The sequence below is a fragment of the Sphingosinicella sp. BN140058 genome (assembly GCF_004135585.1).
GTDB lineage: Bacteria > Pseudomonadota > Alphaproteobacteria > Sphingomonadales > Sphingomonadaceae > Allosphingosinicella.
In genome coordinates this window covers 964,594-989,527 of sequence record NZ_CP035501.1, presented here as the reverse complement: position 1 = coordinate 989,527, position 24,934 = coordinate 964,594, and the positions used below count along the sequence as shown (strand labels likewise).

At 66.5% G+C, this 24,934-nt stretch carries 14 protein-coding genes and 1 tRNA gene; 6 read left to right on the top strand and 9 right to left on the bottom strand.

What is annotated here, in order from left to right; all coding sequences use genetic code 11:
• Positions 1–9: 9 nt before the first annotated feature.
• The gene (locus tag ETR14_RS04490) at positions 10–10,302 is read right to left on the bottom strand and encodes a hypothetical protein (protein WP_129383556.1); all 10,293 of its coding nucleotides are present in this window, start codon (positions 10,300–10,302) and stop codon (positions 10–12) included.
• Between the two features lie 393 nt (positions 10,303–10,695).
• Here ETR14_RS04490 and ETR14_RS04485 point away from each other — a divergent pair, with 393 nt between their 5' ends.
• A complete protein-coding gene (locus ETR14_RS04485; protein WP_129383555.1) occupies positions 10,696–12,210 on the top strand; it encodes an NAD(P)/FAD-dependent oxidoreductase in 1,515 nt (504 codons plus the stop codon).
• 18 nt (positions 12,211–12,228) lie between these two features.
• A complete protein-coding gene (locus tag ETR14_RS04480; protein WP_129383554.1) occupies positions 12,229–14,127 on the top strand; it encodes a hypothetical protein in 1,899 nt (632 codons plus the stop codon).
• 289 nt (positions 14,128–14,416) lie between these two features.
• On the opposite strand, the gene ETR14_RS04475 is transcribed toward ETR14_RS04480, so the two are convergent.
• Positions 14,417–14,492, bottom strand: a tRNA-Thr gene (locus tag ETR14_RS04475).
• A gap of 286 nt (positions 14,493–14,778) precedes the next feature.
• On the opposite strand from ETR14_RS04475, the gene ETR14_RS04470 reads away from it, so the two are divergent.
• Positions 14,779–15,198: a hypothetical protein gene (locus ETR14_RS04470; RefSeq protein ID WP_129383553.1), complete on the top strand. Its 420-nt coding sequence runs from the start codon at positions 14,779–14,781 to the stop codon at positions 15,196–15,198.
• Positions 15,199–15,239: 41 nt separating this feature from the next.
• Here ETR14_RS04470 and ETR14_RS04465 read toward each other — a convergent pair whose 3' ends face one another.
• From ETR14_RS04465 to ETR14_RS04445, 5 genes are all read right to left on the bottom strand, one after another.
• Complete coding sequence (locus ETR14_RS04465) at positions 15,240–16,163, bottom strand: hypothetical protein (protein WP_243455761.1); 924 nt, start codon at positions 16,161–16,163, stop codon at positions 15,240–15,242.
• Entirely contained in the window at positions 16,112–16,465 is a 354-nt protein-coding gene (locus tag ETR14_RS04460; protein ID WP_129383552.1) for an MmcQ/YjbR family DNA-binding protein, read from the bottom strand. The genes ETR14_RS04465 and ETR14_RS04460 overlap by 52 nt, the downstream gene beginning before the upstream one ends.
• Positions 16,462–17,841, bottom strand: a complete 1,380-nt coding sequence (locus tag ETR14_RS04455) for a serine hydrolase (RefSeq protein ID WP_243455760.1) — start codon at positions 17,839–17,841, stop codon at positions 16,462–16,464. The genes ETR14_RS04460 and ETR14_RS04455 overlap by 4 nt, the downstream gene beginning before the upstream one ends.
• On the bottom strand, positions 17,822–19,141 hold the full coding sequence (locus ETR14_RS04450; protein WP_129383551.1) for a replication-associated recombination protein A: 1,320 nt from the start codon (positions 19,139–19,141) through the stop codon (positions 17,822–17,824). The genes ETR14_RS04455 and ETR14_RS04450 overlap by 20 nt, the downstream gene beginning before the upstream one ends.
• Before the next feature lie 355 nt (positions 19,142–19,496).
• A complete protein-coding gene (locus tag ETR14_RS04445; RefSeq protein ID WP_129383550.1) occupies positions 19,497–19,757 on the bottom strand; it encodes a hypothetical protein in 261 nt (86 codons plus the stop codon).
• Positions 19,758–20,026: 269 nt separating this feature from the next.
• On the opposite strand from ETR14_RS04445, the gene ETR14_RS04440 reads away from it, so the two are divergent.
• Positions 20,027–20,278, top strand: coding sequence for a type II toxin-antitoxin system HicB family antitoxin (locus ETR14_RS04440; RefSeq protein ID WP_129383549.1), 252 nt, complete (start codon positions 20,027–20,029; stop codon positions 20,276–20,278).
• A 10-nt stretch (positions 20,279–20,288) separates the two neighbouring features.
• On the opposite strand, the gene ETR14_RS04435 is transcribed toward ETR14_RS04440, so the two are convergent.
• Both ETR14_RS04435 and ETR14_RS04430 read right to left on the bottom strand, forming a co-directional pair.
• The gene (locus ETR14_RS04435; protein ID WP_129383548.1) at positions 20,289–21,584 is read right to left on the bottom strand and encodes an MFS transporter; all 1,296 of its coding nucleotides are present in this window, start codon (positions 21,582–21,584) and stop codon (positions 20,289–20,291) included.
• Positions 21,585–21,648: 64 nt separating this feature from the next.
• A complete protein-coding gene (locus ETR14_RS04430; RefSeq protein WP_129383547.1) occupies positions 21,649–22,275 on the bottom strand; it encodes a TetR/AcrR family transcriptional regulator in 627 nt (208 codons plus the stop codon).
• 83 nt (positions 22,276–22,358) lie between these two features.
• Here ETR14_RS04430 and ETR14_RS04425 point away from each other — a divergent pair, with 83 nt between their 5' ends.
• On the top strand, positions 22,359–23,777 hold the full coding sequence (locus tag ETR14_RS04425; RefSeq protein WP_129383546.1) for an efflux transporter outer membrane subunit: 1,419 nt from the start codon (positions 22,359–22,361) through the stop codon (positions 23,775–23,777).
• Positions 23,778–23,796: 19 nt separating this feature from the next.
• The gene (locus tag ETR14_RS04420; protein ID WP_129383545.1) at positions 23,797–24,930 is read left to right on the top strand and encodes an efflux RND transporter periplasmic adaptor subunit; all 1,134 of its coding nucleotides are present in this window, start codon (positions 23,797–23,799) and stop codon (positions 24,928–24,930) included.
• The last annotated feature ends 4 nt before the right edge of the window (positions 24,931–24,934 follow it).

Genomic DNA, 24,934 nt, shown 5'->3' with positions numbered 1-24,934 from the left:
TGCAGTTGATCAGACGGCGTCGATGTCGGTGAGGGCGAGCTCGAGGCTGGTGAAGCGGAGCACCGGCGTGTCGACCCCGCTCAGCGCTGCGTAAAGCGTGGCATCGAACACGAGCTTGGCGCCCGGCGGCTCCGACTGGCTGCCGTAGATGATCGCATTCTGCGTCGCCCAGGCATCGATCGCCTGCGCGAACAGCGACGCGAAATCGCCGAGCTGTGCCGGATCGCCGCCGTCGATGTCGAAGCTGCGCGCCATCACCACGGGGACGAGCGGGCTCGGCGACGTGGCGTCGAAGTCGGTGCCGCTGACGGCCGCCAGCGGGAAGCGGAGAGCACAGCTCATCTTCATCCGGCGGGAGGCTCCAGCGGTCGCGCCCGCCGCCTGATAGGCCTCGAGAAGCGCCGTCGATTGCTCCGGATCAGCGAGCAGGTTTGCCAGGATGGTGTAGACTCGCTGGCACAGGCTCGCCGCCGTGGCCGACGGGCAGGATGGCCCGGTGCCGAGGTTCGGCAAGGTGGCGACATCGATCGGCGCCACCACGTCGATGAACGGTGTCACGGGCTGGCTCGGCCGCACCTGGGCTGTCTTGTAGATGAACTTGGGCACGACCTCCCATTCCTGCTGGTCGGCGCCTTCGAGGCTGATCAGGTTGCGTTCCACCTGAACCGCCGCCAGCGCGTTCTCGGCGGCGAGCACGTTGAGATCGTTGGCGGTCACCTGCTGCACGACGCCGAGCCGGCCGAGCGGCGCGTTGGGCACCACGACCTGGAGAGCGGTCGACGACGTTGTCGAGGTCTGGCCCGGATAGGGCTGGAGCGTTGCCGAGGCGGGATCTAGCGCGGACAGGGACAGGCTCACGCCGGCGAAGCTCGATTCCCCCTGCGCGGCCGGCCAGGTCAGCATGATCGTCTGGGTGGTGCCTTCGCCTGCGTCGGTGATGACATAGCTGTCGGTGACCTGGGTGAGGGGCGCGGTCGCAAGCGCGCTCGGCAACGGGTTCCACGTAGAATTTGCCGTGACCTCGACGACGGAGTCGGCGAGGGCCTGCACCGCGTCTTTCCAATTGGGATCGGTGGGGACCTGCAGCACCGGGCGGATCGCATCGATCACCGCGTTTGCCCGCGCCAGCGCGCCGAACAGGTCGAAGACCGTGATACCGCCGCCGGCGCCCACCGCCCGGTTGGACGGAGGCGCGGCGACGCTGAGATCCGTATTGTAGGTGATCGCGCTGTTGATCCGGTCCTGCGCGGCCAGGAACGCCTGGTAGACGTAGGAATAATCCCACTGCGAATGCGCAGCGATCGGATTGGCGCTGACGGTCGTGCCGTCCGGCACGCTCCAGCCCTGCCGCACCATGGTCGGCGGAGTCGGATACTGGCGGAACACCACCGGAATGTCGGTCAGCACGCCGTCCGGCCCGATATGCGGCGGCTGGCCCGGCGCATAAGGATCGATGAGCTGCAGCCACAGCGACGGCCGGGCCTCACCCTCCGCGCCGGGCGGGGCGAGGAAATATTGGAGATTGGTGATGTTGAACCGCAGATCCATCGTAACGATCGCGCGGTCCGCGACATCAGGCGTGCCGTAGAGGAAGGTGAGCGGGCTGGTGCCGCTGGTGCTGATCGCCACGTGCGCGGTCGACAGACCGGAATTCTGCCGGGTCGCCGAGAAACCGCCCTTGCCGGTGCCGTTCTGCGTCGCGACGGTGAATTGCCCAGCATCGGCAGTGGCCACCGTGTAGATGCCGTCCGGAGGCGCGGTGGTGCCGGTATCGGGGGTGAACACCATCAGCACCCGGTCGCCGACCGACAGCGAGGATGCGGACGGGCTCGTCGCGGTCAGCTCCGCGCCTGCCCAGGCGTATCGGCCGACGATGATCGCTTCGACCTGGCCGAACAATTCGATCATCTGGTCCGCTGCCGGGGACACCGACTGGTTCCAGGCCACATCATATTGGACGATCGTGTCGACCGCATGGGCCGTCATCAGCGAAGCGCGCATCTGCTGCTCGAACACGTCGCGGGCGACGATCCGCTGGTCATCGCTGCCGCTGAACGGCGAGGTCGGGTCGAACAGCCAGTCGACTTCGTACGTCGAATATTTGTGGGCGAGGGTCTCCCGGCCGCGGGCGATCGCGTCATAGGCCGCGCGCGCCTGCTCGAACGCCTGAGCGGCCGAGGCCGGGCCGAGGATGGTGTCGACGGTCTGGAAGAAGGCACGGTTATACTGATCTAGATCGATGTCGACGAACAGCCGCTGCGCCGGCAGCTGCGGGAGCGTCGAGGCGAGCGTCGGTAGCGGCACGTTGGCCGTGTTGAGCACATTGTCGAGAGGCTTGGGCGACAGATAGCGCGGGCCGCTGTCCTTGGCGGTGCCGATCCCGATGTCGAGCATCGCCGCCTGCGCTGCCCACAGGGTCTGCGCCCCGGTCGGGCCGGCGCCGGTCGAACCGTCGGTCGCCAAGCCCTGGCTCCGCAGCCGGTTGCGGGCGCGAAAGGTGCTCGACTGCAATGCCGGCGGCTGAGCGGCGTCGGTGCCGGTCAGCCCGACGGCGAGCTTCTGCGCCGGAAAGGCGACGACGAAATCGGCCGCAAAGGCGGAAAGGTTGCCGGACTCTCCCGTTTCGGGTGCCAGACTGGTCGCGACATTCTGCGCCGACGGCAGCAGGATCGTGCCGCCGTCCTTGATGTAGGGTGAGATCAGGTCGGGATCGCGCTGGATGCCGAACAGCATTGCCAGGGGGAAGAGCGGCGGCAAGTCTCCGCTTCCTGTCACGGTCAGCGTGATCCGCACCGGATCGGGGAAGGACGCGGTCGATTTCGGCGCCAGCCAGGCGGCGAGGCCCGCTACCATGGCGACGATCTTCGCGCTGTCGTCGGTGCCGAGGCGGAACGGCACGAGATTGCCGTCCTTGTCGATCGCCAGACTGGTCTCGACGTAGAAGGACACGCCCGGTCCGGTGATCTGGTCGCCGATGGTCAGGAAGTGGGCACGGGCTGCCGCGCGCTCGTCATCCGACATGTCGGTGAACGCCGTGCACGTCGGCTCCAGGGTCAGCGAGACTTGGTTCGCCGCAGGCCCGCCGGTGCCCGCGAAATCGTAGCGGGAGACGATCCCTGTCCACTGATCGAGGGGGATGATCGGATCGAAATACAGGTTGGTGTCCGAATAGCTGCCCGGCGTCGGCATTTGGTTGCCGAATGCATCGTTGGTGAAGAAGGACAAGGTGAACGGCTTGGCGATGCTGGCGTAGCGATCGCTGACGCCGGACTGCTGATTGGCTTCGGCGACATTGTAGAGGGGAGCGATGATCCGGTAGTCGCTGTCGGGATCGCCTTCGTTGGGCCGCTGCGGCTGGATCGGTGCCGACAGATAGCTCTGGATGAAGCCGTCGGTCTTCTCGATCCGGTAGGTGACCAGGCTATAGAGGGCGTTCAGGGCTGCCGGGGCAGCACCCAGCGTCCCGAGCAGCGCATGGATCTCGTCATCCTCGCAGAGGCCGGACGCCCGTGCCGCGGCGATCGCGTCGCTGCGCGAGATCGGGGCGGCCTCGGCGATGTTGGCGCGCGCTGCGATCGATGCCGTCGCGCTGAGCTGGGTCACTGCATCGGAGCGGGACAGGGTCACGCCGAACGTACCTGCGGAGGTCGCTGCATAGCGGATCGCCAGGGAGGGATCGGTTGCTTCCGCATAATAAACCAGGCCGGGCTGCGTGTTCGCCAGCACCACCGCATTGTGATAGGGCGCGATGGCCAATGGCGAGGCGAGGCTGTTCGCCTCCGCCGCCGCAGTGTAGCGCAGCAGCAGGGTGATCTGGCCGACGCCCTTGACGAACAAGGGCCCGGGCAGCGACGCCCCGGCGCTGTCCTGGTACCGCAGATAATAACCGGACGCGTTGGTCACGGTCGCCTGCTGGACGATCTGCAGGAAGCCGTAACCGCCGTCGGCGGTGAGATCCGCGGTGGCCCCGACCGCCACCCCCGTCGGCAGCGGCGCTGCCTCGCGGACTGCCTGCACTTGCGGCGGCTGTGACACCGAACTGGTGTTGGTGCGCAGGACGAACACCGAATTGGGATCGCAGGTCGCCGAAGACAGGCCTGCGGCGCCCGCCGCCTGCTGATACAGGATTTCGATCGAGGCGATCGGGCGGTCGCCGGCGCGCAGATCGTCGAGGATCCGGCCGAGCAGAGCCTCGTCCGACTGGCTGGCGCCGGACAGCGCGAACACGTCGTCGAGCGGCTTGCCGTCGGCCCCGGGTATCTGGCGCACGGTGAGGCCGATACTCGTCACGAACGCGACATCGCCGGCCGGCACGGGTGTGCCGTCGGGCAGATACGGGCCGTCGGCGGCGCGGGACGCGACGACGGCGGCGATCGGCACCTTACCCTCCGCGAGCTGCAGCCGCAGCAGGCTCGGCGGGAACGGCTGCAGGCTGAGCGCGGCGCCCGAGGCCGGCGTCCAGACGATCGCACTCTCGAACGCGAACGATTGCGGCCCCAATTGGGTGAAGTCGATCGGCACGGGCGCGCCGGGTTGGGTCACCGCTCCGGCCGTGAGGCCGTAATAAGCGGATATGCTCGGCTTGGTCAGCGTGAAGGGCGCAGCATTGGGGGCCCAGCTCTTGCTGGCATCCGGGGTGGAGCTGGATCCGAGCGAGGGATTGGAAAGGATGATCGTGTAGGAGGCGCCGTTCGCGAAGTCGCCGATCGGGAACTCCTGCCACAGCAAGGCGAAAAGCGGGTTGGTGTCCTGCACGGGCAGGCCGCCCGGAAGCGTCAGGCCGGACGTCTTCGGCAGGCGAATGCCGGCGCGCATGCTGCTGCTCATCTGCCCGGCGAGCTGCTGGAACAGGGATTGCGATTGCGGGGTCGGCGCCCCGGCGGCGGCGCTGAACAGGCTGTCGAGCTTGGCCTCGGTCAGCCCCTGATTCTGCATCGTCACCAGCAATTGATGGACGGCGCCGCGGATCAGCCCCTTGAAATAGTCGAGGAAGATCTCGACCGGCAGCGGCGTTTCGGCGGTCGGGTCGCCGATCGTCGGCGGAGTCGGCGTTTGATCGACGAACAGCTGATTGAAATAGGCATCGACCTCCAGCAGGTAGCTGGCCGGCACCGGGTTCTTCGACTGGAAGACATAGGAGAGCTCGTCCGGATCGGCGCCGACACTGCGGCCGTCGGTCGCGAGCTGCAGGAAGGGCGGCATCGGGAATGCCGTCGCCTGGGTGGAACCGCCGGGCTGCGCGAGCGTGCCGGCGAAATTGCCGAGCTGGGCGAGCAGGTCGCCATAGCCGATCCAGCCGGTCAGCAGATCGGGATCGCTGTCGATCGAGCGCAGGCCCGGTTTCTGGGGCGCCGGGTCTTCCAGCGTGACGATCGAGTCATAGCTGTCGAGCTCGAGCGCATGCATCAATGCGAAGGTGGCGAGCTGGGTGGTCACCGCCTCGAACGGCTTGAACGCCGAATAAGGCGGATTCTGCGGCGGCGCCGGATCATATTCGATGCCGAGCGAAACCGCGAGCCAGGGCAGGCCGGCATCGGCGGCGTTGGCGAAGACCACCGTCACTTCCGGCAGATAGAGCAACGGCAGGGCCGCCGGCAGGCCGGGGCAGAGGCCGATCGGCTGCGGCGCCGCCAGCCTGCGCGCGGCGCGGTAGCTTGCCAGCAGGGCTGTCTTGGCAGTGCTCGATCCCGCGAGTTGCCATTCGAAGCGGAACGACGCCTTGAAGCTGAAGCTGATCGTCACCTTGAACAGGAACAGATTGATCTCGACCTTGACGCTGACGCTGACGCTCGCTTCGATGTAGAGCAGGATCGAGCCGTCGCCGCCGCCCGGCGCCTTTGGCTCGTAGGTCAGGATCAGGCCGATGCTGGCCTGCAGACGCACGTTGACGCTGGCCTTGATGATGACGAAGTCGACGGAGCCGTAGAGCTCGCCGATGATCCCGATCTGTCCCTGGAGCGACAGCGCATCCGGCGTGCGGAAGATGTCGCCGCCGCTGGTGAGATAGCCGGCGGCGCCCTGGATGATGCCGAAGAAGGTGACGCTGACTCCGGCCTTGAGCGGTCCGGCGACGAAGTCCTTGCCGACGCCAAGCCGAAGCGCGAAGCCGAAGGCGGCGATCGATTCGTACGTGCCCTTGAACACGTCGGGATCGGTCGCCGAACTGAGGCTTGCGATGTAGAAGCCGCCCGATCCGGTGACCGGCACAGGCCCGGCCTGGGCCTGGACGCGGAAGCAGACGCTCCAGTCGTCGCCGTTGGGGAAGCCGAGATCGACCTTCCAATTGCCGTTGGTGTAGATGTTGATGCTGATCGTCGGCAGCGTCACCGAGGCGACGCCGACCTGGAAGGTGCGCAGCGTGTCCGGCAGGGCGATGGTGATCGCGTACAGGCCGATCTCGTCGGTGACCTTGGTGTAGGTAATCTCGAACGAGAAACCCTTGCCCGCGCCGCCGATCAGCGAGATCTGCAGAGCGTAGAATGGCGTGACGTCGTAGAAGACGGTGCCGATCTGGATCAGCTTGAGCAGAGTGAAGTCGGCGACGAAAATCCACCGTCCATTCGGGTGATAGATTTCGGCGAACTCCTTGTCCTTCAGATTGTCCCAGAAGGTCGTCTGCATGTAGTCTAGGAACTCGGCGTAACTGGTCGGCGGATCGGTCGGATCGGGGCCGACGCGCTGGCCCAGGCCGACATAATTGAGCTCGAAGACGCCGCCTTCGTCCGCATTCGCTGCGCCTTCGAACATCTGAACCGCGCGCCGGCTTTGCGGACGTGCGGCAAGAAGAGTGCCGGTGTCGTTGCCGCCTTCGCCGCCGCCGCCGTCCCCGCCCTCACCGCCAGTGTCGCCGCCGCCGCCGCCGTCCTCGCCCTTGTTGTAGGCGCCGATCCAGCCGATCTGGTCTGCGCCCTCGGTCGGCGCGAACAGGCCGATGCTGATCGTTCCCGACGGCGGCACCCGGGTGCCGAGCACGTCGATGAAGCAATCCTGCAGGCCGAGTACCAGCATCTTCGGATCGGAATCGGTGGCGTAGAGCAGGGTGAATTGCTCAATCGAGATGGTCAGCACGCCCTGGATCTTGATCTCGAGCTTGCCGTCGACCTGGGGCAGTTGCACGCCGAAGGCGAGGCCGCCGCCCTGGGCGGGGTTCAACCAGCCGATCACCATGCTGAACTGGAAGGCGGAAAGCGAGCCGACGAGGCCGCCCAATGAGCCGAGATCGAGATCGAAGACCAACGCGTAATTGAACCGATCCTGCAGCGTGATCCCGTTTTCCTTGAGGCCGGCGATGTCCGACAGCGAGTAATAATCGATGCTGTCGATGCTCTGGCCGTCACCGGTCGCGTAGAGGAAGGATTTGAGCTTGAACGGGATCAGGCTGAGCAGGCTGTTGTCGCCCTCCTTCTTCTCGGTCGCGCCGAGATCGAGCCGGAGATTGCCGGGCGAGAAGCTCAGCGCGAGATTGGCGGTGGATGGCTGGCCCGCTTGCGGAATGGTGAGATCGAAGCCGACATTGATGCCGAGGTCCGAGAATTCCAGTTTCTCGAACGAGAAGATGTCGAGCACTTTCAGCTCGTTGAACTCGATATAGCCCCAGATGCCGAAATGCGACGAGATGTGGGTGGTGACCGAGTCGTTCGCGTCGGCGCTCACAACCGGGGTCTCGTCGTCGAACGAGAATTGCAATTTCGTGAGGGTGATAGACTTCAGATATTTGTTGTTCGGCTCGCCATCCTTGTCGGTGAAATCGTACACGAACTCGCCTTGCGCGACGAAGGAGTAGATCCCCTCTCCGGAATTGCTGTCGTCGCCGCTGGTGCTGTGGGCCTGGTAGGAGCCGATGATTGTGATCGTATTGCCTGCGTCCGGTTCGCCGGCTGCGGCCGTGTCGCCGCCATCCTGGTTGACCCCGGTTTCGAACAGGCTGTTTATCGTCAGGTTCAGCTGACAGGCGAAGCTGCGCAGCTCCGAATTGGTGAAGAGGGCGCGGAGGAACTCGACCTCGAAGCCGTAATCGACGTCGATCGCGAGCGCGTCGGACGCAGTCTCCGCTTTCTCATAGTCGACGAGCGCGAAAGTCGCGCTTTGCGCCAGCGTCGGCGTCGATTGATCGGGATCGGTGTTGTTGATCGCGACACCGACATGGTGAACCCGGAAGCCAGGAATTCCGGGATCCTTCATCCCGCCGAGCACCGCGCGGATCGCGCCGGGCAGCGTCTCCAGCTGCATGTTGCAATTGACCGCCAGCACGCCGCTGAACGCCGGATCGGTGACGACTTCGTAGAAATTGTAATAAAGCGAATCGGTATCGGGCTCGCTGGCGCCGTCCGGGAACACCGCGTTCCGGGCATCGGCGATCAATTTCTGGAGATAGGTTTGCGCGTCCTCGGCGGTGAAGTCGCCGCTGTTGAACACGTCGGGGCTCGACCATAGCCGGATATCGTCGACCAGATCCTCGATAGAGGAATCCGGATAGAATTTCATCAGGAAGATCGGCGGGGTCCCATCCGGCGCGGCGAGGCCACCGGGGGACAGATCGAAGGTCCAGTCGCCGATCGTCAGCTTGCTGTCGGCAAAGCCGAACAAGGCGCCCGGATCGGCGCTGATCACGGTGAAGATCTGGTTTTGCTGAACCGCCTGGACGATCTCCGGGCCCATGTCGTCGAAGGCCAGCAGGCCGGCGGCGCTGATCGCCATCTGCAGCTGGGTCCAGGTCGCCGGCGTTCCGGAGATACCGGCGAGCATTCCCTGCGGCGTCATCGCGATCGTGGTGCCGTCGCCGGCCAGGGCCGCCGGCACCGGCCGGCGCAGCGCCGCGCCCGATTGCGGCTTGGCGGTGAGATAGGCGCGAGAGCGCTTCGGGTTCAGCGCCTCGGTCTCCATCGCAAGATAGTCGCCGAGCTTGAGGTTGGGATCGGTTGCGAAGGCAAGGCCGCCATAAGGCACGAACGGTGTCGCCGGCGATTGCTGCGCGGCGGTCCAGGAATCGATCGGCAGGAAATCGAGCAGATGGACCTTGAGGCCCGATTGCGGCGCCTCGCCCGCAAGGAGAGCCGATTGCGTGCTCGCCTGGGCATAAAGCGGCGCGCTCTGCGGCTGCGACACGTACGCCCCGGTCTGGGTGACGATCCGCGCGTAGGAGGTCGTCGCCGCGTCGTTCAGATAGGCGGGTGCGTTGGCAACGTCGTTGCCGGTCGGGATCCGGTAGGCGGGTTGCGCCGGGACGAACTCCAGGCGGTCCGCGGTGCCAGCCGTGGCGACGTCGAGAAATTCGGTACCGGTGAGGCCGCACAGCAATCGGGTGCCCGCATCCGCTCCGGCATCTTGTGCGCCGGCATCGAGCGGCGCTTCATCGGCGGAGAGAGAGACGCCGAATTGTCCTGCCGGCGTCAGATAATAATAATCGCTGTCGCCGGTCGATTGCACCGGCCGGCCGGCGAAGACGAACCGCGCGGTCGTGGCGAGGCTGCCGTTGCCGGGCCGAAAATAGACGGGCTTGCCGTTGACGCTGCTGTAATTGGTGCCGATCACCGCATCCTGGAACTGGAAGAAGCTGCGCAGCGGATCGAGCGGCGCGAGCACGTCCAGCGTCACCAGGAAGGTGAATGGCGCATCGGCGGCACCGGCCGAGCGGAACAGGGGGTAAGTGAGCGCGCCGATCAGGCCGCCGCCCACCGGCGGGGTGAAGTACATCATCCCCGCCTCGAACTGCTTCAGATCGTTGGTGGTGAGCTTGAACGGCAAGGCAAGGGTGCCGGCGAGATCACCGGTGACCGGCAACGCGGCATATTGGCCGCTGCTGTAATAAGGCACTGCGCTCCCGCTCGGCGGGGTCGCGGTCAGCACGAAGATGTCCGGCGTGCCGTCGGTGTTGTCGATCCGGAACGCGCTGCTTGCATCGTCGAAGCCGATCGTCGGATTGCCGCCGAGCAGGCTCGGGGTCACCGTCAGGGTGACGCTCTGGCGAAAGGCGAGGCCGAACGGCTGATTGACGACCGGAGCGCCGCCGCTCCAATCCAGTGCGATCAGCACCGGCGCATCGTCGCCGAACCAGCCGAGCTGGCTCTGGTAATTGGCTGCGAACGCGGCGCGGGCAGTGGCGGCGAAGCCGTCCCAGTCGCGCGTTGCGGAGGGCGCGAAGAAAGCGAAATAGCCGGCATCGTTGAGCTGAAGCCAGCTCGCTTGGCTCAGGTCGAAGCTTGGATCCTGCCGCTGTGCATCCTTGAAAAGGAAGGCTATTCTGGCAAGATCCGGCGCTGCAGCCAAATAGACGCCACTCGGCTGTCGCGAAAACGTAACCATGCCCCAACCCTCCCTTTGGGACAGACGGCGTCAAGCAGCCTGTCGTCCCCCCGATGCGGAAGTGAAGCAATGGTAGGATGTGCGTTAAAATCGAACAAGAACGATTAAGTCTAGAGTCGACGGACAATAACCATTTTGGAGACTGTTTGGATCAAGTGTATCGTGTCAGAGGCATCCGCGGGATATTTTCTGTCTCAAATCAGCATGTAGGCGGAAAACACGTCGCGTGCTCGGACGCCATCTTGCTGATGTGAGTGGCCTGCGGCGAACGCTGCCGGATAGATCGGATCCCAGGCAAGTTCACGATCCGGTTACGGAAGTTACCGTTGCTTTAACCAATCCTCAACCTTGGCCGCCTTATGCGAGGATCGGCTTTCGGGAGTGGGTTGAGACATGGGGCATTCGGTCGACGTTGCGATCATCGGGGCCGGGCCGGCAGGGCTCACGGCGGCTTATCAGCTGACGAAGAAGGGCTATTCGGTCGTCGTGATCGAAAAGGACCCGGTCTATGTCGGCGGGATCAGTCGCACCGTCGAGCATCGGGGCTTCCGCTTCGACATCGGCGGCCATCGCTTCTTTTCCAAGTCGAAGGAAGTGGTCGACCTCTGGAACGAGATCCTGCCCGACGATTTCATCGTCCGGCCGCGGATGAGCCGCATCTATTATGAGGGCCGCTTCTATTCCTATCCGCTGCGTGCGTTCGAGGCGCTGTGGAACCTGGGCATCTGGCGCTCGACCCTGTGCATGGCCTCGTTCGCCAGGTCGAAGCTGTTTCCCAACAAGCAGGTGAACTCGTTCGAGGATTGGACGGTCAATCAGTTCGGCCGCAAATTGTTCTCGATCTTCTTCAAGGCCTATACCGAGAAGGTGTGGGGGATGGCCTGCAGCGACATCTCGGCCGACTGGGCCTCGCAGCGGATCAAGGGGCTGAGCCTCGGCGGCGCCGTGCTGGACGGCCTGAAGCGCTCGCTCGGCCTCAACCGCCGGCCCAATGACGGCATGGAGACCAAGACCCTGCTCGAAAGCTTCCGCTATCCCAGGAAGGGCCCGGGCATGATGTGGGAAGCGGCGCGCGATTTCGTCGTCGCCGGCGGAAACCGGGTGCTGATGGGGCACCATCTCCAGCAGCTCTCGCAGGATGGCGCCACCGGCCGCTGGCGGGTCGCGGCGAGCGATGCGGACGGCGAGACGGTGATCCTCGATGCCGCCCACGTCATCTCCTCGGCACCGATGCGCGAGCTCGCCACCCGCATCCATCCTCTGCCCGAGAGCCTGCCGGCGGCGGCAGACCTCAAATATCGCGATTTCCTCACCGTCGCGTTGATGATCCGCTCCGAGGACCTGTTCCCCGACAACTGGATCTACATTCACGACAGCAAGGTGAAGGTCGGCCGCATCCAGAATTTCCGCAGCTGGTCGCCCGAAATGGTGCCGGATCCCGAGCTTGCCTGCGTCGGCCTCGAATATTTCTGCTTCGAGGGCGATGGCATTTGGAGCATGGACGATGCCGATCTCGTCGAACTCGCCAGGCACGAGATGGGCGTGCTCGGCCTGTGCGATCCGGCCGCGATCGAAGGCGGCCAGGTGGTGCGCCAGGAAAAGGCCTATCCGGTCTATGACGACGTCTACAAGGACAATGTCGAGGCGATGCGCAGCGAGCTTGAGCGTCTCTACCCGACCCTGCACCTCGTCGGCCGCAACGGCATGCACCGCTACAACAATCAGGACCATGCGATGATGACGGCCATGCTCACCGTCCGCAACATCGAGGCGGGAACCCGCGTCTACGACGTCTGGGCGGTCAACGAGGATGCCGAATATCACGAATCCGGCCACGAAGGCGAAGCCGACGGCCGCAACGCCGCACTCGCCTCCGAGCGGCTGGTGCCGCGGCGATTGGCCGCCTGAGGCCGAGGGGCCGTTCGGATGAGCAATGCAGAAGTCTCCCGCGCTCCGGCGACACGACCGATTATCGGGCTGCCGATCATCGGGTTGCTGGTCGCATGGATCCTGGTCTGCGCCTTTGCATTGTGGTTGCGCGTGGACGCCATTCGCGGCTTCTGGTTGATCGATGCCGACGATCACCTCCGCCTGGTTCAGGTGCGGGACTGGATGGCGGGTCAGAGCTGGTTCGACGTCACCCAATACCGGTTCGAGCCACCCGCTGGGGCCTCGATGCACTGGTCGCGACTGGTCGACCTGCCCTTGGCGGCGGGGATCGGGTTGCTGACGCCTCTTCTGGGCAGCGTCGAAGCCGAGAGGGTGACTCTGATCATGGTTCCCTTGCTGTTGCTCGGGCTCACCATGGTCTTCGTCTTCATGATCGCACGACGGGTTATGGGGGGCGGGGGTGCCGTGCTCGCCGCCGCGTTGATCTCGATCGCGCCGCCGGTCCTGCTTCAGCTGCTGCCACTGCGCATCGATCACCATGGCTGGCAACTCGCCATGGCGGCGCTTGCCCTCCTCGGTCTCCTGTTGCGCGACGCACGCGTCTCGGGGGGCGTAGGCGGTCTCGCCATGGCGACGTGGATGCACGTGTCGATCGAGGCGCTCCCGCTTGCGGTTGCGGCAGGCGCGATCCTCGGCATCCGCTACATCCGCGCCGCGAGCGAGAGGGAGCGGTTGTACGCCTATCTCGCCGCTCTCCTCGCCGGATCCTTGCTGCTGTTCGCCGCCACGCACCTGCCGACCCGCTGGTGGGCGCCTTATTGCGACGCGGTCTCGCCGGTCTATCTGCTGCCCCTGGCCTCGGCCACGATCATCGTTCTGGCAGGAAGCCGGCTGCCCTGGTTGGACCGCTGGCCGGCGCGGGCGCTTCTGCTTGGCGGCGCGGCGGCGATCGCCGGGGGAGTTCTTCTCGGGGTGAATCCGTCCTGCGCGGCAAGTCCGTTCGCGACCCTCCACCCGCTCGTCTACCGTTATTGGTATCTGAACGTTGCGGAAGGGCTGCCAATCTGGCGGCAGCCGCTCAGTCAGGCGGCGATGCTGCTCTGGCTGCCGCTGGTCGGCGGGTTCGGAACCGCGCTCGCGTTGCGCAACGCCGGGGATGACGAGGGCCGCCGCAACTGGCTCACCATCGGCCTCCTGCTCGCTGCCGCGTTTCTGGTGTCGCTGTCCGTCTTTCGGGCAGGCGGCGTGAGCCAGCTCTACGCTCTGCCGGGATGCGCCTATTTCATCATCCATTTCGTTCGGCGCGCGCAACGGTCGACGCGTCCGCTGGTGCGGGTGGTGGTGAGCGCGGCCGTCGTGTTGCTACCGCTGCCGGTCATGCCCGCGGCCGCGATCAAGGCCTTTCAGCCGGGGACCGGGGCGGCCGACAAGGAATGGAACGAGTGCGCCGATGCGCGGCAGCTGCGTCCACTCGCATCGATGCCGAAGGCCCGCTTCCTGGCGCCGCTCAACATCGGTCCGGCATTGCTGCACTACACCCGGCACGCAACCATCGCGGGAAGTTACCATCGCAGCAACCTGGCGATACGGGACATGATGGTTGCGTTCATGAGCCCGCCCGAGCAGGCCGAAAAGATCGTCAGGGCACGCGGCCTCGATCATGTGCTGATCTGCACAACCGGGGCCGAGGCGCCCATGTATGGCAAGGACCGGCGGAACAGCCTCATCGCCCGGCTTCTCCGCGGACAAACGCCCCAATGGCTGGAGCCCGTGCCGCTTCATGCGAAAGGCGGCGTTCGGGTGTGGCGCGTGCGGCCTGTAGCCGTCATCGCTCTCACCCGCTACCCAGACCAGCAACGAGTCCAGCGGGTTCATTCTTCAAGGCTCGACAGAAGGACGACCTTGCGTCCGGAGCGCCTTTACCACCGGCGGTAAACAGCGGATCTCCCAGACCCGCAAAGCAACTTCACATCGCGTCAGACAGATCGCTAATCTGCACCCCCGCCCCACCGTTAACCGAAACGAGGTCCCCAACGAAGCCGCCCTACATGTAGCTGGTCACGGGGAAGCGCCGTCGGAAGCTGCGGCTGCCAGATTTGGTGGGACGGGTGAGAAACTGCACGAAGATGCCCAACGGTGGTGTACCTCCTCGGTGTACCGCAGGGAGGCCAAGAACCGCAGAAATGGCTGATTCTCGAGGAAACTCAAGGTCGTAATGACCCTATGGTGCCGGGTGTCGGACTCGAACCGACGACCTACCGCTTACAAGGCGGTTGCTCTACCAGCTGAGCTAACCCGGCGCGGGCTTCCCATGCGCAAAATTGGCGCAAAGGTCCAGTCTTGGAAAGCGCAGGAGGCGCCTGGATGCGCGAGAGCCGCGTTGCCATCCCGCCCCCTTGGCGCAGCGACCCTGCGCAGCGCATTAGCAATGCGTGCCTCCTGGCTCGGCGCGAAGGAAATGGGCTAGGCCCGACGCTGCCGAGGCGGTCGTGAAATCATCGTCATGGTGGCGAAAGCAAAAGCCGCTAGGGATCTTCCGGAGGTCCTGCTTCGCTTGAAGCGCTCCAACCCAGTGAGGCGTACCCAATGCTCCCGATCTACACGGCGATGAAGCTCAATGCCGCGGCGCTCGATCTGTTCGCGACCGGCCTGCGCTCGGCCGAGACGATGCTCGCCGCCGACGCGGTGATCCGCACGCGCAGCCGGATGATCGGCGACGCGGCGGCAGCGCCGCACAAGGGCGATTACCGAGAGCTGTCGCGGATGGTGCCGGAGAAAGTGGCGGCGTTCGGCGCTGCCGGCGACGTGCTCGCCGCCGAGTGGCGGATCTGGCAGCAGGAAGTGGGCGCGCTCGCCGCCACTGCCGAGCCGACGATCGACACCTTCTTCCGCTGGACCGACGCGATGACCCGTCTGTGGGCCGCACCCGGCGCGGCGTTGCGGCCGGTGCACGCGGCGGCGACCGCCAATGCGCGCCGGCTCGGCAAGCGCACGCGCCGCCGCTAAGCAGGATCGAATTTCGATTGCACGGCCTGGCCGTCGACCGCTTACAAGACCCCGAAGGTCCAGCCCTCCGTCCGCGCCAGCTCCGGCGTGAGTTGGGTGGGGTGCCAGTAGAGCCGGTCGTCGGCGATTGCGCGAAGGCCCGCCGCGGCGATCAGCACGTCGGTCTGATGGTCGCTCGGATCGGCGACGAGCCGGGCCGGGCGGCTGCCGAGCCCCTTCATTGCAAGGTTGAGGTCCACGCGCGTGCGCACCTTGCGGCCGCTGAGGCCGGCAAGGCGAATGAAGGCGCGGGTGTATATCTCGACGACGACGCTGCCGTCGCGAGGCACGTCCTCCATCGGCCTGTCCTGAGCGAAGTCGAAGGGCCATATCGGCACTTTTCCTTCGAGCCGGTGCAGCAGCCGCATGCCCGCATAGCTCGCCTTCGCGACCTGCGCGGCCCCGATCGCGTCGTAGAGGGTGGAGGCCTTGCCGCCGCCGGTGGCGTTGAACGCATGTTCGCAGACTCGGTGATGGAGGAATTCCGCCTTCACCCCGTCCGCGGCGCCGAAATAGAAATGGCGGCGGTGATGCTGTTCCATGAAGCTTGCCGCGCCGAGATCCTCGTCTTCGCAGAGCCGGTCGACATAGGCCCAGAGCGACCTGGCATCGGCTGGCACCGCAGTCTCCCCAGGGAAATAGGCGCCACGCTCGGCGATTGGCGGCGCCGCGCTGAAGTCGAAGCCGTAGAGTGTAGGCATTTCGGCGGCTGTTTCGGTCAGCCAGCCGAGCACTTCGGTGCGCGACCAGACGTGATCCGGCCGCACCAGACGCGGCGCCTTGTCGCCGCGCTCGCACCAGGCGATGGCGATGCCTTTGTGCTTGCGGCCCTTGGCGCCCGACCAGTCGATCGCGGCGAAGCGGGCGAAGCGGCTCAGGGACGCTCTCCGAAGGCGGTGCGCTGCGCCTTGGTGGCCCGATCCCACCAGGCGCGCGTGATCAACGCTTCGATGCGCTCGCGTGCGGGGCTGCCGAAGCGGACCAGCACCGCCGGCCAGCCGCGATAATGGTCGGTCTCCCAGAAGGTGTCCGGATCGGTTTCGATCAGGATCTCCTTCTCGGGAACCGCTACCGAAATCGCGAAGCTGTCCGGTTCGCGGCCCGGATAGACGAAGCCCTTGCCGCGCAGCTTGACTGCGGGACGCCCATAGGAGGTTCCCATCTCCGTCTCGGGCAGGGTCAGCGCAAAGGCGGCGACCTCGTCCCAGCTGCGGAATGGCGCGCTCATTTGAGCGCGGCGAGCACGTCGAGGATGAAGGCGCTCTGATCGAAGGCGGTACCCGGGCCGTCATAGCCGCGCCGCACGATGACGATCTTCCGCGATGGGATCACGGCCAGATACTGGCCGCGATTGCCCTGCGCGATGATGGCGTCTTCGGGAAGGCCGAGTTCCTTCGGGAAGGTCCAGAAGGAGGCGCCATAGCCATAGCCCGACGCCGGCTGGGCCGGGCCGTGGCGCGAGACATAGGCGCCCCAGCCCTCCGGCAGGATCCGCGCGCCGTTCCACACGCCGCCATTCTGGTAGAGAAGGCCAAGCCGGGCGAGATCGCGCGCGGTCGTCCAGACCTGCGAGGAGAGGATGAAATTGCCCTGCCAATCGGTCTCCGGAATGGTCCGGGTCATACCGATCTTCCAGAACAGGCTCTCGAACGGAAAGGCGAGCGCCCGGTCGCCGTCGCCGAGCTTGGCGCGGAGGCCTCGCACGGCGAGCAGAATATCGTTGTTGGCGTAGCGGAAACGCGTATTCGCCGGCGCCTCGATCGGCCAGGCGGTGACGTCCTCGGTCACGGTCGAGCCGCCGAAATAGACGGCGTCGGTGCGGTTCCCGGCAGTGTCGCTGTGGAGGCCGCTGGCCATCCGCAGCAAGCTGTCGGTGGTGATCGCCGCGCGCGGATCGCCGGGCGCCTGCCATTCGGGAACCGGTGCAGGGGCGTTGACGTCGAACAGGCCTTGCTGAACGGCGGCGCCGATGACGCTGCCGGCAATGCTCTTGGCGACCGACCAGGTGCGCTGCGGCATGTGCATGTCGAAGTCGCCGCGATAGCGCTCGGCCACGATGCGGCCGTCCTGGACGACCACGACAGCGGTGGTCTCGCTGCCCTGACCGTAGCTGCGCCGGTCGAAGGCGGCCGCGACGGCCTTGGAAAGCGCAGCCGCATCGCCCCTCGGCTTGGCCACGGCGCCCCGGTCGCCGTCCGGCCAGGCGCGCGCGTCGGCGCGGTCGACGGCGGGGTTCTCGGCCAGGCGGGGCAGGCGGGCCGCGGCTTCCGCGGCGGCGCCGATCGGCAGCTGGGCGCAGCCGAGATGCGGCCGCCAGGCGGCGATGCGGGGCGGCAGCGCCGGATCGAAGCTGACGCTGACCGTCTTCGCCGCTTTGTCGATCTTCGTCTCGAGCGACGGGATGATCGGCTCCAGCTCGGGATAGATGCGCTTCAGGTCGTCCGCGGCGACGATCGCCTCGCTCTGACCGGCGTTGAAGATGTCGGAGCACAGGAACGCGGCCTTGTAGCCGGCGGCGAGCGCGCGGGTGTAGCGGTCCTGGGCGGCGGCCGGGGCGGCGAAGAGCGCGCCCAGCACCAGAATCTTAGCTGCGAATCTCAGCACGTCTCTCCTCCCACCAGGCCATGCGCTCGGCGATCCTCTTCTCGAAGCCCCGGTCGACGGGACGGTAGAATTCCTGCTTCTGCATCTCTTCCGGCCAATAATCGTCGCCCGAAAAGCCGCCTTCGGCATCATGGTCATATTGGTAGCCCTTGCCGTAGCCGACATCCTTCATCAGCCTTGTCGGCGCGTTGAGGATGGTCTTCGGCGGCATCAGCGAGCCGGTCTCCTTCGCGCTCCGCCACGCCGCTTTCTGCGCGACATAGGCGGCGTTCGATTTGGGCGCGGTCGCGCAATAGAGACAGGCCTGGACGATGGCGAGTTCGCCCTCGGGGGAGCCGAGGAAATCATAGGCGTCCTTGGCGGCCAAGCATTGAACCAGCGCCTGCGGATCGGCGAGGCCGATATCTTCGGAGGCGAAGCGGACGAGGCGGCGGAGCACGTAGAGCGGCTCCTCGCCGGCGGTCAGCATCCGCGCAAGATAATAGAGTGCGGCCTGCGGATCGGAGCCTCGAAGGGATTTGTGGAGCGCCGAGATGAGGTTGTAATGGCCCTCGCGATCCTTGTCGTAGACCGCCACCCGCCGCTGCAGCAGCGCCGACAGCGCGGCCGGGTCGAGCGGTGCGTCGAGCTGTATCGAGAACAGGGTCTCCGCCTGGTTGAGGAGGAACCGGCCGTCGCCATCGGCGGTGGCGACCAGCGCGTCGCGCGCTTCCGGCGTCAGCGGCAGCGGCCGGCCGATCAGCGCCTCGGCGCGGTCGAGCAATTGCCCGAGTGCCTGGGCATCGAGGCGATTGAGGATCAGCACCTGCGCCCGCGACAGCAAGGCGGCGTTCAGTTCGAAGGATGGGTTCTCGGTGGTTGCGCCGACCAGCACGACGGTGCCATTCTCGACATAAGGGAGGAAGCCGTCCTGCTGGGCGCGATTGAAGCGGTGGATCTCGTCGACGAAGAGCAGGGTCTGCCTGCCGATGCGCGCATGGTCACGGGCTTCGGCGAACACCTTCTTCAGATCCGCAACGCCTGAGAACACTGCGGAAATGGCGACGAAGCGCAGGCCGACGGCGTCGGCGAGGAGGCGCGAAATGGTGGTCTTGCCGGTGCCGGGCGGTCCCCAGAAGATGATCGAGGCAAGCCGCCCGGCGGCGACCATCCGTCCGATCGCGCCGTCTGGCCCGGTCAGATGCTCCTGGCCGACCACCTCGTCCAGGCTGCGCGGGCGCAGCCGGTCGGCGAGCGGCGCCGTGTCCGGCACCGCAGCCGGAGCGGAAGGTGGTTCATCATGCGCGAAAAGATCGGCCACTGCGGCTCCCTAGAGCATCGTGGCGAAAGGTGGCTACGCTTTTCCGGTGCCAGCGAGATCCTCCCCGGGACTGGGAGGGGACCGCCGAAGGTGGTGAAGGGGGCATGAGACCCACGTCAACGGGTGCAGTCCGGCACTGAGCGGGTCTCCGAACCTCCTCCTAGCACCGCCTGTCGGCGGTGGTCCCTCTTCCGCGAGCAGGGAGAATCCGGACAGCCGCCGGAGCGCCGGTTCCGTAAACAGCTATCCTCCCTTTCCGCGCTGCGCACGCTCGCCACGCGACCATGCGCAAAGAAGCGCCCCGGGAGATACGCACCCGGGGCGCATAGATCGCGGAAAGGGAGAAATCGCGATCTTAGTGCTGGTTGACCTTCACGTCGGCGTCGTCGATCGCCTCTTCCTGGGCCTGCCCATTTTCGCGGATCGCGTCGGCATTGGCTTCGAGCGAGTCCGCAGCCGCTTCGTTGGTGGTGTTGTCGGCCACCGCTTCGATGTTGTCGGCAACGGCATCCGCATTGTCTGCAACGTTGTCGCCGAGGCTGTCGTCGCCCTTGCCGCCGCACGCGGCGAGAGCGAGGAGGCTGGCGCCGACTGCGGCTTTGAGCATGAACTTCATTCAATGTCCCCTTTTCTCTGGGTCTCGTTCCAAAAGGACGCCCCAGCCGGTGCAAGAGCTGGGGCGTCCGCTAGGGAGCCCCGCGTGACCGGGTAGGGCTCGTTGCGGTAACGTACTAACATGTATCAGGTTCCATCCCCTGTCCAGAGGGGCTGTCCGGGGAACGATGTGGCGGAAATTAAAGGAGAATGTTCGGGAACTCTGCTGCTGCTCATGCGTCAGGAAAGGCCATTGGCGTTGTACGAGGCGTCGTAGCGTTGGAGAGGCGCATGCCAACCTACCCCGCAAGGGTCATTCCCGGCGAAGAAGGACTCGTCCTCGTGACCTTCCCCGACGTCCCGGAGGCGGTGGTCTGCGCCGAGGGCGAGCAGGCTGCGCTCGAGCGCGCGCCGGAGGTGCTCGACGTCGTTCTGTCGGGCTATGCCGCAGAGGCGCGGCCGATACCGGAGCCGTCCGATATTTGCGGCGCGCCGATGGTCAGCACGGACAAGTTCGGCCGCAGGGTCGGCCCGCTCTGGTGACCACCGGCGTTCAACGGATCGCGGCCAGATCGATCCCCTTCGTTTCCTTCGCCAGCAATGCGCTGACGCCGCTGATCAGGCAGGCGGCGGCGACGTAGATCGCCACCGGCGTCGCCGATCCCGTTTCCTGATACAGCGCCAGCGCGATGATCGGTGCGAGCGATCCGGCCACGATCGAGGTCAGCTGGTAGGCGATCGAGACTCCGGAATAGCGGATCCGCGTCGGAAACAGTTCGGAAATGAAGGCGGCCTGCGGGCCGTACATCGCGCCGTGGAGGACGAGGGCGATCGCGATCGCGGCGACGATCAGGGCCATGTTGCCGCTCGCCAGCATCGGGAAGAACTGGAAGCTGAACAATGCGAGGCCAAGGCCGCCGAACGCATAGACCGGTCGCCGCCCGATCCGATCGGAGGCCCAGGAGAATAGGGGAATGGTGAGGAAGTGGACGACCGCCCCGGCCAAGGTGGCGTTGAGGGCGGTGCCGCGATCGAGCCGGGCGACTTCGGTCAGATAGGTCACCGAAAAGGCGGTGATGATGTAGTAGGAGATGTTTTCGCCGAGGCGCAGGCCTGCGCCGATCAGCACGCTGCGCGGGCGCGCGCGGAACACTTCCAGCGCGGGCACCTTGAGCGGCGACGTGTCCGCGTCGAGTGCGTCGCGGAAGGTGGCGCTTTCCGCGATCGAGATCCGGATCCACCACCCGACGACGACCAGCAATGCCGAGAGCAGGAAAGGCAGGCGCCAGCCCCAGTCGGCGAATTCGGCCTCGCTCTGGAAGGCGGTGAGCAGGGCGAGCACGGCCACGGCGAGCAGATTGCCGGCAGGCACGCCCGCCTGCGGCCAGCTCGCCCAGAAGCCCCGCCGCGCCGCATCGCCATGTTCGGCCGCGAGCAGCACCGCGCCGCCCCATTCGCCTCCGACTGCGAAACCCTGGACGAGGCGGAGCAGGACGAGGGCGAGCGGCGCCCAGACGCCGATGCTCTGATAGGTCGGGAGCAGTCCGATGAGGGTGGTGGCGACACCCATCAGGATGAGGCTCAGCATCAGCAATTTCTTGCGGCCGATACGGTCGCCGAAATGGCCGAAGACGATGCCGCCGATCGGCCGCGCGACGAAGCCGAGCGCGTAGGTGGTGAAGGCGAGCAGGGTGCCGGTCAACGGCTCGAAGGTCGGGAAGAACAAGCGATTGAAGATGATCGCCGCGGCATAATTGTAGAGAAAGAAATCATACCATTCGATGGTGGTGCCGATCAGGCTCGCCGCCACCACCCGCTTCAGCGGAGTCGCTCCCGCCTGCGTCGCCATCCTCGCCCCTCCGTATCGTCATTGCGGGCGAGGCTAGACCGGTCGCGGCGTTCGACTCAAGCGTTCACCGCTCCGGCGCGTAGGCGCGCAGGAAGGTATCGAGCGCGGCCTCAACCTCCTCGGCGATGGTGCCGTTGGACGCTGCATCCACCCCCCAGACGCGCTTGGGATAGACGCGGGCCTGAAGCAGGGCGACCAGTTGCTGGGCGGCGAGCAGCGGATCGGCCCTGCGCAGCTCGCCGCGCGCCATAGCGTCCTCCAGATAACCGGCGAGGCGCTGATGGGTCTGCTTCGGCGCCCGTTCGTAGAAGATGCGGCCGATTTCCGGAAATCGCTCGACCTCGCTTGCGATGATCCGGTGGAGCCGCAGGGTGTCGGGACGGGTGAGCTTGCCGAGCAAAGCGGTCGAGAAGGTGCGCAGCGTGTCTTCGATGGTTCCGGACGGCGACAGGGTGGCGATCAGGGCCTCACGAAAACGCCCGATCTCGGCCTCGAGCACCGCCGCGAACAACGCCTCCTTGGACGGGAAATAGCTCCACAAGGTGGTTTTCGAACCGCCGAGGGCGCCGGCGATCGCCGACATCGATGTCGCCGCATAGCCTTCCTTGAGGAAGGACTCGCGGGCCACGTCCAGGATCGCCTGCTCGCGCTCCTGCCGGCGGATTTCGCGGCGGGTGGGGGGTCCGTTCATAACGATACTATATGGTACGATTTCGTCTTGACAAGAGCGCATGGGATGCCATTTAGCAGTCGTACCATCTAGTACGGTTCCTTATGCCCTCCACATCCTTCGCCACTCCGGCGCTCCTCGCCGCCTTCCTGCTTGCCGGCTGCGCCTCGGTGCCCAGGCTCGGCGATCCGCCCGCCCTGCGCGCGTCGTCCTCGCTCGCAACCACGCAGAGCTTGGCCGGGCCGGTTGCGCCATGGCCGGACCGCGCCTGGTGGGCTGGTTATGGCGATCCCCAGCTGACCGGCCTGATGGACGAAGCGCTCGCCGGATCGCCGACGCTCGAGGCCGCCGCCGCACGGGTGCGCGCGGCGCAGGCGATCGTTCGCCAGACCGCCGGGGGGGCCGATCTGTCGGGCAGCGTCGAGGGCAGCGTCGCTGCCACTAAGCAGAGCGAGAATATGGGCATTCCGCCCGAATTCGTGCCGAGCGGCGTCTTGTCGACCGGCCGGGTCGCGCTCAATCTCGGCGTTGATCTTGATCTCTGGGGTCGCAACCGGGCCGCGCTCGCTGCCGCGACGTCCGATGCCGAGGCCGCCCGGGTCGATGCGGAAGCATCGCGGCTGGTGCTCACAACCGCGCTCGGTGCGGCTTATGTCGATCTCGCCCGCCAGTTCGCCCTCCGCGATGTTGCGGCCGAGGCGGTCCGCGTCCGCGAGCAAAGCGCGGAGCTCGTTCGTCAGCGGGCCGGCGCCGGGCTGAACACGAGCGGCGAGCGCAGCCAGAGCGCCTCGAACGTTCGTGCCGCTCGGGAATCGTTGCAGGAGGCGGACGAGCAGATCGCACTCACCCGTAACCGCATCGCCGCTCTGCTCGGTGCCGGTCCCGATCGTGGCGCCGCGCTCACCCGTCCGGCCGTGGCCGCTCTGCATCCGGTCGGCGTTCCCGCCAATCTTGCGCTCGAGCTCGTCGGCCGCCGGCCGGACATCGTCTCGGCGCGCCTGCGGGCGGACGCGGAAGCGAGCCGGATCAAGGTTGCGCGCGCCGATTTCTATCCCAACGTCAATCTCTCGGGCGTGATCGGCCTCCAGGCGCTCGGCCTCGGCAATCTGATCGATACCGGCTCGACCTTCGGCGATGCCGGCCCGGCGATCAGTCTGCCCCTGTTCAACCAGGGCACGCTCGGCGGCCGCTACGAGGCGGCGCGGGCGCGGTATGACGAGGCGGTGGCGAGCTATAACGACACGCTGACCACCGCCTTGCGCGAAGTCGCCGATGCGGTGACCAGCCAGCGCGCGCTCACCGGGCGCCTCGCCGAAGCGCGGGCGGCGCTTGCCGATGCGGAGCAGGCCTATGCGGCCGCCCGCAGCCGCTATCAGGCGGGGCTCACCACCCGCATCGACCTGCTCTCGGCCGAAGACGCATTGCTGCCGCGGCGGCAGGTCGTCGCCGAGCTGGAGGCACGGGCGCTGAGCCTCGATGTCGCTTTGGTGCGGGCGCTCGGCGGTGGATTTGGGCGAAGCTGATCTTTCGATGGACGAGACGATGACGAACGAAGAGCAAGTTGGGGATCAGGCGGGCACGGGCCGCAAGGCGCTGCGCAAGAAGCTGCTCACCGGTATCGGCGGCGCGGTCGCGCTCGCCGCAGTCGCTTATGGCGGCTGGTCGGTGTTCGGGCCCGACGACGTCTCCACCGACAACGCCTATGTTGGCGCCGACGTCGCGCAGGTGACCCCGCTGGTCGGCGGTGCCGTGCAGGCGGTCAACGTCTCCGACACCCAGACGGTTCGCGCCGGCGACCTCCTCGTCGTGATCGACGATGCAGACGCCCGCAACAGCCTTGCCGAGGCCGAGGCGCAGCTCGCCCAGGCGCAGAACCGCTTCGGCCAGACCAGCGCCACCGGCGGCGCGCTCGCCGCCCAGGTCACCGCGCGCGAGGCCGACATCGTCCGCGCCCGCGCCCAGCTCGCTGCGGCGGAGGCCGACTGGCGCAAGGCGCAGACCGATCTGGCGCGCCGCCGCAGCGTCGGCAACAGCGGCGCCGTCTCCGGGCAGGAGATCACCGACGCGGTCAAGGCCGAGGCCGCCGCGCGTGCTGACGTCGCCGCCGCCCGCGCCACGGTGCAGCAGGCGATCGCCGCGCGCACCGCCGCCCAGGGCGAGGTGCGCGCCAACCGCGCCGTCGCGGGCGGCACCAACGCCGGCGCCAATCCCGAAGTCACCGCCGCCCGGGTGAAGGTCGAGCAGGCGAAGCTCGCGCTCGCCCGCACCCGCATCCGCGCGCCGATCGACGGCGTGGTCGCGCGACGCCAGGTTCAGGTCGGCCAGCAGCTCGCCCCGGGCGCGCAGATCATGACCATCGTTCCGCTCGCCAAGGTCTATGTCGACGCGAACTTCAAGGAAGGTCAGCTGCGCGGCGTCCGCGTCGGCCAGCCGGTGCGCCTGACCTCCGATCTTTATGGCGATGACGTCGTCTATCATGGCCGCGTCGCCGGATTCGCCGGTGGCACCGGCTCCGCTTTCTCGCTCATTCCCGCCCAGAATGCGACCGGCAACTGGATCAAGGTGGTCCAGCGCGTGCCGGTTCGTATCTCGCTCGATCCGGCCGAGCTCAAGGCGCATCCGCTCCGCGTCGGCCTGTCGATGGACGCCGAGATCGACCTTTCGGCGAAGAGCTGAACGG